The 692-nt window shown below is 57.8% G+C and carries 1 protein-coding gene; it reads left to right on the forward strand.

The window, feature by feature from the left end; genetic code table 11:
* Positions 1-692 (forward strand): autotransporter outer membrane beta-barrel domain-containing protein (locus tag J5224_RS32970; protein WP_264629119.1); only part of this gene is annotated, 692 nt, incomplete at both ends.

A 692-nucleotide genomic window follows, 5' to 3' on the forward strand; every position in this document is an offset into this window, starting at 1 on the left:
CAACGGGGCGAAGCCATTCGTCTGGCGGGAGCGGGCAGCGGTATTTCGACCGGGGAAAATGATGACGGCCCGGTTGCCTGGGGGCAGGGTTTTGGCGGCAAAGTTAACCGAGGCCAGCAAGGGGATATCGCGGGCTACGACGGGCACTTCGTTGGCGTGATGTTAGGGGGCGATGGTGAGGTCAACGACAACTGGCGTCTGGGGGGATTAGGCAGCTACACCACCACGATGGTGAACAGTAGCGGCGATAATCTGGGCAGCTCGGCGCATGTCAAATCTTACGGCGTGTTCGGCTATGCCAACTATGAAGGCGATCCGTGGTACGTCAACCTGACCACCGGCGGTATCTTCCACCATTACGGCACTAAACGTCAGATTGATTTCACCGGCTTTAACGGTAATGCCACGGCGGGCTTCAAAGGCAATCAGTTTGTTGCCTCCGGTCTGGTGGGGTATCCCCTCTCGATGGGAACCCTGTGGACCCGACTGACGCCGATCGCTGCCTTGACCTACAGCAAACTGGGTCAGGACGGCTACACCGAATCTGGCGGCAACGGTGCGGGATTGCGGGTTGACGACACCACGGTAACCTCGCTGAAAAGCGACCTAGCGTTGAAACTGGATCACCGCTTCAAAATGTCAGACGGTGAAATTCAGCCGTTTATCCAGGGCGGATGGCGTCATGAATACCA

The organism is Candidatus Symbiopectobacterium sp. NZEC135 (assembly GCF_025962695.1).